The sequence below is a fragment of the Nostoc sp. CHAB 5715 genome, from assembly GCF_020829685.1.
Classification (GTDB): domain Bacteria; phylum Cyanobacteriota; class Cyanobacteriia; order Cyanobacteriales; family Nostocaceae; genus Nostoc.
Genome location: NZ_JAIVFR010000476.1, coordinates 1 through 5,646 on the forward strand (window position 1 = coordinate 1; position 5,646 = coordinate 5,646).

The 5,646-nt window shown below is 42.8% G+C and carries 11 protein-coding genes and 1 pseudogene; 4 read left to right on the forward strand and 8 right to left on the reverse strand.

Translation table 11 applies throughout. From position 1 onward, the window contains the following. From LC574_RS23640 to LC574_RS23655, 4 genes and pseudogenes are all read right to left on the reverse strand, one after another. Window positions 1-215, reverse strand: a pseudogene (locus LC574_RS23640) (hypothetical protein); the annotation flags it as partial. Window positions 216-217: 2 nt separating this feature from the next. Beyond that, window positions 218-481: a hypothetical protein gene (locus tag LC574_RS23645; RefSeq protein ID WP_229456007.1), complete on the reverse strand. Its 264-nt coding sequence runs from the start codon at window positions 479-481 to the stop codon at window positions 218-220. 79 nt (window positions 482-560) lie between these two features. Beyond that, window positions 561-1,007, reverse strand: a complete 447-nt coding sequence (locus tag LC574_RS23650) for an HNH endonuclease (RefSeq protein ID WP_229456008.1) — start codon at window positions 1,005-1,007, stop codon at window positions 561-563. A 2-nt stretch (window positions 1,008-1,009) separates the two neighbouring features. After that, a complete protein-coding gene (locus tag LC574_RS23655; protein ID WP_099068956.1) occupies window positions 1,010-1,240 on the reverse strand; it encodes a hypothetical protein in 231 nt (76 codons plus the stop codon). Window positions 1,241-1,421: 181 nt separating this feature from the next. On the opposite strand from LC574_RS23655, the gene LC574_RS23660 reads away from it, so the two are divergent. After that, window positions 1,422-1,979, forward strand: a complete 558-nt coding sequence (locus LC574_RS23660; protein ID WP_229456009.1) for a hypothetical protein — start codon at window positions 1,422-1,424, stop codon at window positions 1,977-1,979. Next, a complete protein-coding gene (locus LC574_RS23665; RefSeq protein WP_229456015.1) occupies window positions 1,976-2,332 on the forward strand; it encodes a hypothetical protein in 357 nt (118 codons plus the stop codon). The genes LC574_RS23660 and LC574_RS23665 overlap by 4 nt, the downstream gene beginning before the upstream one ends. On the opposite strand, the gene LC574_RS23670 is transcribed toward LC574_RS23665, so the two are convergent. The 3 genes from LC574_RS23670 to LC574_RS23680 form a co-directional block, all read right to left on the reverse strand. Beyond that, window positions 2,322-2,531, reverse strand: coding sequence for a hypothetical protein (locus LC574_RS23670; RefSeq protein ID WP_229456010.1), 210 nt, complete (start codon window positions 2,529-2,531; stop codon window positions 2,322-2,324). The two genes, LC574_RS23665 and LC574_RS23670, sit on opposite strands and share 11 nt — an antisense overlap. Before the next feature lie 474 nt (window positions 2,532-3,005). Next, window positions 3,006-3,968, reverse strand: a complete 963-nt coding sequence (cysK, locus tag LC574_RS23675) for a cysteine synthase A (protein WP_229456011.1) — start codon at window positions 3,966-3,968, stop codon at window positions 3,006-3,008. Window positions 3,969-3,985: 17 nt separating this feature from the next. Next, window positions 3,986-4,453, reverse strand: coding sequence for an Rrf2 family transcriptional regulator (locus tag LC574_RS23680; RefSeq protein ID WP_229456012.1), 468 nt, complete (start codon window positions 4,451-4,453; stop codon window positions 3,986-3,988). 229 nt (window positions 4,454-4,682) lie between these two features. Here LC574_RS23680 and cysE point away from each other — a divergent pair, with 229 nt between their 5' ends. Continuing rightward, complete coding sequence (cysE, locus tag LC574_RS23685) at window positions 4,683-5,408, forward strand: serine O-acetyltransferase (protein ID WP_229456013.1); 726 nt, start codon at window positions 4,683-4,685, stop codon at window positions 5,406-5,408. Window positions 5,409-5,411: 3 nt separating this feature from the next. Then, window positions 5,412-5,573 (forward strand): hypothetical protein, encoded by a 162-nt coding sequence (locus LC574_RS23690; protein WP_229456014.1) that lies wholly within the window; start codon window positions 5,412-5,414, stop codon window positions 5,571-5,573. Here LC574_RS23690 and LC574_RS39205 read toward each other — a convergent pair. Next, window positions 5,539-5,646: PEP-CTERM sorting domain-containing protein (locus tag LC574_RS39205; RefSeq protein ID WP_368736727.1), on the reverse strand; the 108-nt coding region annotated here is incomplete at its 5' end. The two genes, LC574_RS23690 and LC574_RS39205, sit on opposite strands and share 35 nt — an antisense overlap.

Below are 5,646 nucleotides of genomic sequence, written 5' to 3' on the forward strand. Positions count from 1 at the left end.
AGTCGTTGCTTAATAGCCGCTATTTCAGCATCCAGTTGCAATGCTAATTCTGCTTGGATATCAACAACTTCTTCCTGAACTTCCTGAGTTTCCCAAATAGCGGTGATGATCTCAGCTTCTTCTTCAGGAGTCTGACAATTAGTTAGCTGTTCCCAGAGATGAGCAGCAGTTTGGGAAAGTCCTGCTAAGGATTGTTGAGCGAGTGCTAAATTCATGACTACCACTCCTCACAAACTTGATAGTATTCATATTCAGCTTCAATCTGTTCTAAGATAGCTATAGTGCCTGAATCTAAATTAGTATTGAAAGATAAATTGGAAGTGACCTTTTGTGTAGGCTGAGGATTTTGATAAGTAGAAGTAGTTGAGTCAGGTGAAGTTGAAGTTTTTGTCAATGTTTGCATAAATGTTGCTTGCTTAACGCCAGAAACAATGGCGCGATAGCGCGTCTGGGGAACAAGCGCAGCAAGTTTATCTGTCAATGGCTAGGATTCCAAACCCTCACACAAATACCCTAAAAAGTTTAATTTATTAGTGTTTATTAAGATGGATATTCTTTTATTATTGACGTAGATCATCAATAGGTGGATGCCAACCTGCTGTTAACCAAAGTTGACGGGAATTTAGAATAAACCCATCATCGTGGTCTCGATCATTAAAATCAAAACGACTGCAAGTTGCACGACCTATAGGAGTTGTTCCAATGATATTTAACCCATTTTGTGTCCAGATAAAATGCTCTGACCAATTTTGATTTCTCGGATTAAATAATGGAACTTCTGTTTGTGTTTCTGGATCAATCCCAGTTGTAAAATTATACCGTCTTTGATTACAACGATGACAAGCTAAAGCCAAATTATTGAGATCGTCTGTTCCTCCTAAAGATTGAGGAATAATGTGATCAATTGTAAAGGGTGTTGCATTTGAGCGTTCTGGAGAGTGACAATATTCGCATAAGTATTTTGCCCTTTTACGGACGTTTAAGCGAAGAAAATTGTTGATAACCACAATTAAGACGCAAGTTTAGCGTTGATAAAACTAAAGATTTTTTCTAATTCCAATAAACCAGCTAATTCTGCTTGTTCATCTGGATTGAGTAAATTTTCTTTATTTTTTTCTAATAGTTCCTCTAAACGAATTTGTAACTCTTCAGTAAAAGAAAAAGGACGAAACTGATCGGAAAGATTAAGTTTTATTCCATTTGGTAGCCAAGATGAAGGCTGTTCCATTAATTCTTTCATGGGTATCTCCGTTAATCAAGTATTCATATTGCTGACGGCGGATGAGATTAGGGGGTTTCAGGTCACGGTGAATAGTATTATTATGCACTTGGTCAGTATCTGAGATGAGTTTTCTTGATTACAATTAGGGTTGATACTTGCGAATAAAAATTATTAAACACGAGCAGCCTGATAAGTACTAATGTCTACTGGCTATTATCCGGTTATTCTTTATCCACCACTAGCAAGGCGCTTTACTAACAACGATCAAGGAAAGGGGTATCTAAAAGCGTTGCTTCAAGGATGCGTTGCATTACCAGATGGGAATGGTACAGCCAAGCAAGGTGTGAGCGAAAAGGAGTTTTTTCGCCATTTACTGTGTGCGTTTCCAGGAAATCTTATCTGTCAAGCGGTTGAGTTTGAGATTCCAGGTTATCCTCAACGCTACTCGGCCGATTTTATCCTTTACCATCAATCTTCTGGGTTAGCTCTCGATATTGAGATTGATGAACCTTATGCTGGAGATACAGGTAAACCTCACCACTGCATTGATGTTGATGATGATAAAATCCGTAACCGTTTTTTCTTAGAACGCAATTGGGGTGTGGTGAGATTTGCAGAAGTTCAGGTGGTACGTCATCCTTGGAGTTGTTGTAAGGCGATAATCTACTTGATGGGGGCAATGGCAATGATTTCCTCTCTGCCTCTGGCGCTTCTGGCAATAACACTCTCAAGGGTGGTGCTGGGAGTGATTTCCTGATGGGTGGGAACGGTAATGATACCCTCTATGGAGGAAATGGTGCTGATACCTTTGCTTTCAATAGTTATAATGAAGGCGTTGATAGTATTTATGACTTCAACGCAAATAATGAATTTATTCAGGTATCGGCTGCTGGTTTTGGTGGGGGGTTATCACTATATTTCCTCTCTGCTAGTCAGTTTACCCTTGGAACATCTGCAACCACGATCGCTCACCGATTTATCTATGATGACACTACAGGTGCATTGTATTTCGATCAAGATGGCAGTCGAGATGCGTTTACTCAGGTAAAATTTGCACAATTATTTGGTGGAGTGTCACTAACTAACAACGATTTTTATGTCATTGCTTGATCGTGATGAGCGTTTCATGATTCTCGCCAGATAAAAATAAGAAATTATGCAAATGCGAGGTGCTATTATAGGCATCTTGCATTCGATTTATTGAAAGTCGGCGGGAAACTCCATCCCGCAAGTGGCGTGGAGAGGGATAGCCGCCCGCCGACTTGGGGCATTGGGCATTGGGCATTGGTGACTCTTCCCCATGCCCCATGCCCTATTCCCCATGCCCAAAAACTCCATCCCGCAAGTGGCGTGGAGTTTTTTATTAATAGGACTTACGCAAACTCTACGATTCTTGGCGTTCTTGGCGGTTCGATAAATTAAGATTTTTAGTACTTTTTGCGTAAGTCCTAATTAATTGCGATCGCTGGAAATTCTTCAGCTAAATCAGCAACTTTATTAAAGTGAAATGCGCTTGCTTGAGTCCACTGATGTAGTATTTCTTGCACTACGTGTCACTACATACATATTTTTTATTTTCCATAAATAAATTTACTTGCTCTGTACCTTTTTCTTTCTGGTCAGGAGCAAAGCCAGAGACGTTTCCGTTAGTTCCGGTCAGAATTTATAAGGAATCTAGAATAATTTGTATATTTATTGATCAAATGTTCTTCTGATTCTCTAACTATTCTAAATCCTGAATTCTGACCGGAGCTTCTTTGGCTTTGCTCCTGAATTCTTACAATTAAACTTTGCTCAACCACTCATTTTCCTCTGGGTCTTTAAACAGTGAAGTACTGAGGTAGCGTTCGCCGAAGCTGGGCTGTATCATGACGATTAGGCGACCTGCATTTTCTGGTCGTTGTGCTACTTGAACAGCAGCATACAACGCAGCACCAGTAGAAATCCCCGATAGTAATCCTTCTTCTTTTGCGAGGCGACGGCTGTAAGCGATCGCCTCCTCATCCGCTACCTGAATCACTTCATCCACCAGTTCTTTTCGGTAAATTGCTGGGACAAATCCTGCGCCGATACCCTGAATTTTGTGAGGCCCTGATTTACCACCTGCTAATACTGGGCTGTTGCTTGGTTCAACTGCGATCGCTTGAAAACTCGGCTTCCGTTTTTTAATAACTTGTGCAACTCCCGTAATCGTCCCACCAGTACCTACTCCCGCCACAAGAATATCTACCTCTCCATCGGTATCATCCCAGATTTCTTCTGCTGTGGTTTCGGCGTGAACTTTCGGGTTAGCAGGGTTGCGGAACTGCTGCAACATATAAGCATTGGGCGTTTTAGCTATAATCTCCTCTGCATGAGCGATCGCTCCTCGCATCCCTTCTACCCCTGGCGTTAACTCTAGTTGAGCGCCATAAGCTTTGAGCATGGATCGTCTTTCGTGGCTCATTGTGTCAGGCATCGTTAGAATAAGATGATAACCCTTGGCGGCTGCTACCATCGCCAGCGCAATTCCTGTATTTCCAGAAGTCGGCTCTACTAAAACGGTTTTTCCAGGGTGAATTAAGCCTGCTTCTTGTGCCGCTTCCACCATACTCGCGCCAATCCTGTCTTTGACAGAAGATGCTGGATTCATGCTTTCTAGCTTCACCACAATCTGAGCAACCGCTCCTGAAGCTTGGGGAATCTTATTTAATTGAACTAAAGGAGTTCGACCGATTAACTCTGTGATATCTTTGGCTATCCGCATGTGGGTACTCCGTCGTGTCAAATATAATACATTGGACTTTGCTGTGCGCGAGTTTCTCTTTCCTGGCACAAGTCTTGGAGTGTATAACGACCCAAAACTTCAATTGAGGCAGCGTTAGCTTGCTCCCAAACTTCATAAACCAGAGTCTTTTCCAGAGTCGGAGAGTCAGAAGTATCTTTCTCTTTCCGCTCGCCTTCTACCAAAGTGACAATTTCAAGTATTGTAATCTGCCAAGGTTCACGAACTAAAACGAAACCTCCTTTAGAGCCGCGTTGACTCTGCACCACACCAGCACGCCGGAGGTTGGTCAAAATTTGTTCCAGATAGCGCTCAGGTATGGGTTGCTTGGCAGTGATCTCGCTCATGGTTAAAGGAAGTTTTTTCCCGTGGTGGCTTGCCAGTTCTAAGAGTGCCAGCAGCGCGTATTCCACTTTGGAAGAGAGATCCAAGAGAGCGTAGTTTTGGCTATTCAAGGCTGTACTCAATATACTACGGTGAATTGGGGGACTTATCGCAGTTTATGCGAAATTAATTTTTTCAAAGTGTGGAATGTGATAGCATCCCACTTAACTACCCGCAAAAACACTCTATCCTATCGGCTTACCGTAGATTATTATCCTACACAATTCCCATAAATGATTTGATCTTTTTGTGGGAATTATCATGAGTTTCTGTTTTCAGAGCCTCACATACCAACGAAAACCTTAACAGAGTATGCTACTAACTGATTTGCGAACCATTTTTGAGCGTGACCCAGCAGCCCGTAACTGGCTAGAAGTATTGTTCTGTTACCCTGGACTTCAGGCTTTAGTGTTTCATCGATTAGCCCACTGGCTCTATAAAATTGGAATTCCCTTTATACCAAGGCTCATCTCTCATATTAGTAGGTTTTTAACCGGAATTGAAATTCATCCTGGGGCATTAATTGGCCAGGGAGTGTTTATTGACCACGGGATGGGAGTAGTGATTGGCGAGACTGCGATCGTGGGCGATCACGCCCTGATTTATCAAGGTGTCACCCTTGGCGGGACTGGGAAAGAAAGTGGCAAACGCCATCCAACTTTAGGCTCTCATGTAGTTGTGGGAGCGGGCGCGAAGGTATTAGGAAATATTCAAATTGGCGATCGCGTCCGTATTGGAGCCGGTTCTGTGGTGCTACGAGACGTCCCCAGTAACACTACTGTAGTGGGGATTCCAGGGCGCGTGACTCGTCAGAACAACTTAGCTACCAATGTTCTAGATCATGATAAACTACGCGACATAGAAGCTGAAGTCATCCGCGCTTTATTTGAACGCGTCAAGGCACTAGAGAAACAGTTCGAGGAATTGCAACAATTAAGTTTGTCCCCAACTGAGCTTGACGACGAACCAACCGACAACCCTAAGAGCAATAATTCTGATGGGATAATTGAAGATTTTCTTGATGGTGCAGGAATTTAGGGAATGGGGAATGGGGAATGGGGAATGGGGAATTGGGCATTGGTTATTAATTCTTGTCTCTCACTCCCTCACTCCCTCACTCCCTCATCTCCCTCATCCCCCACCACTCCCCACTCAGCACTCAGCACTTTCAAGTCAGTTTGCTGTAATTTCCTTTACGCTTGACCACTAAATTAGTTAAGAGAACACCAAAGGCTAATAAACTCCCAAATATTGTGGTCGGTTCAGGTACTTTCGT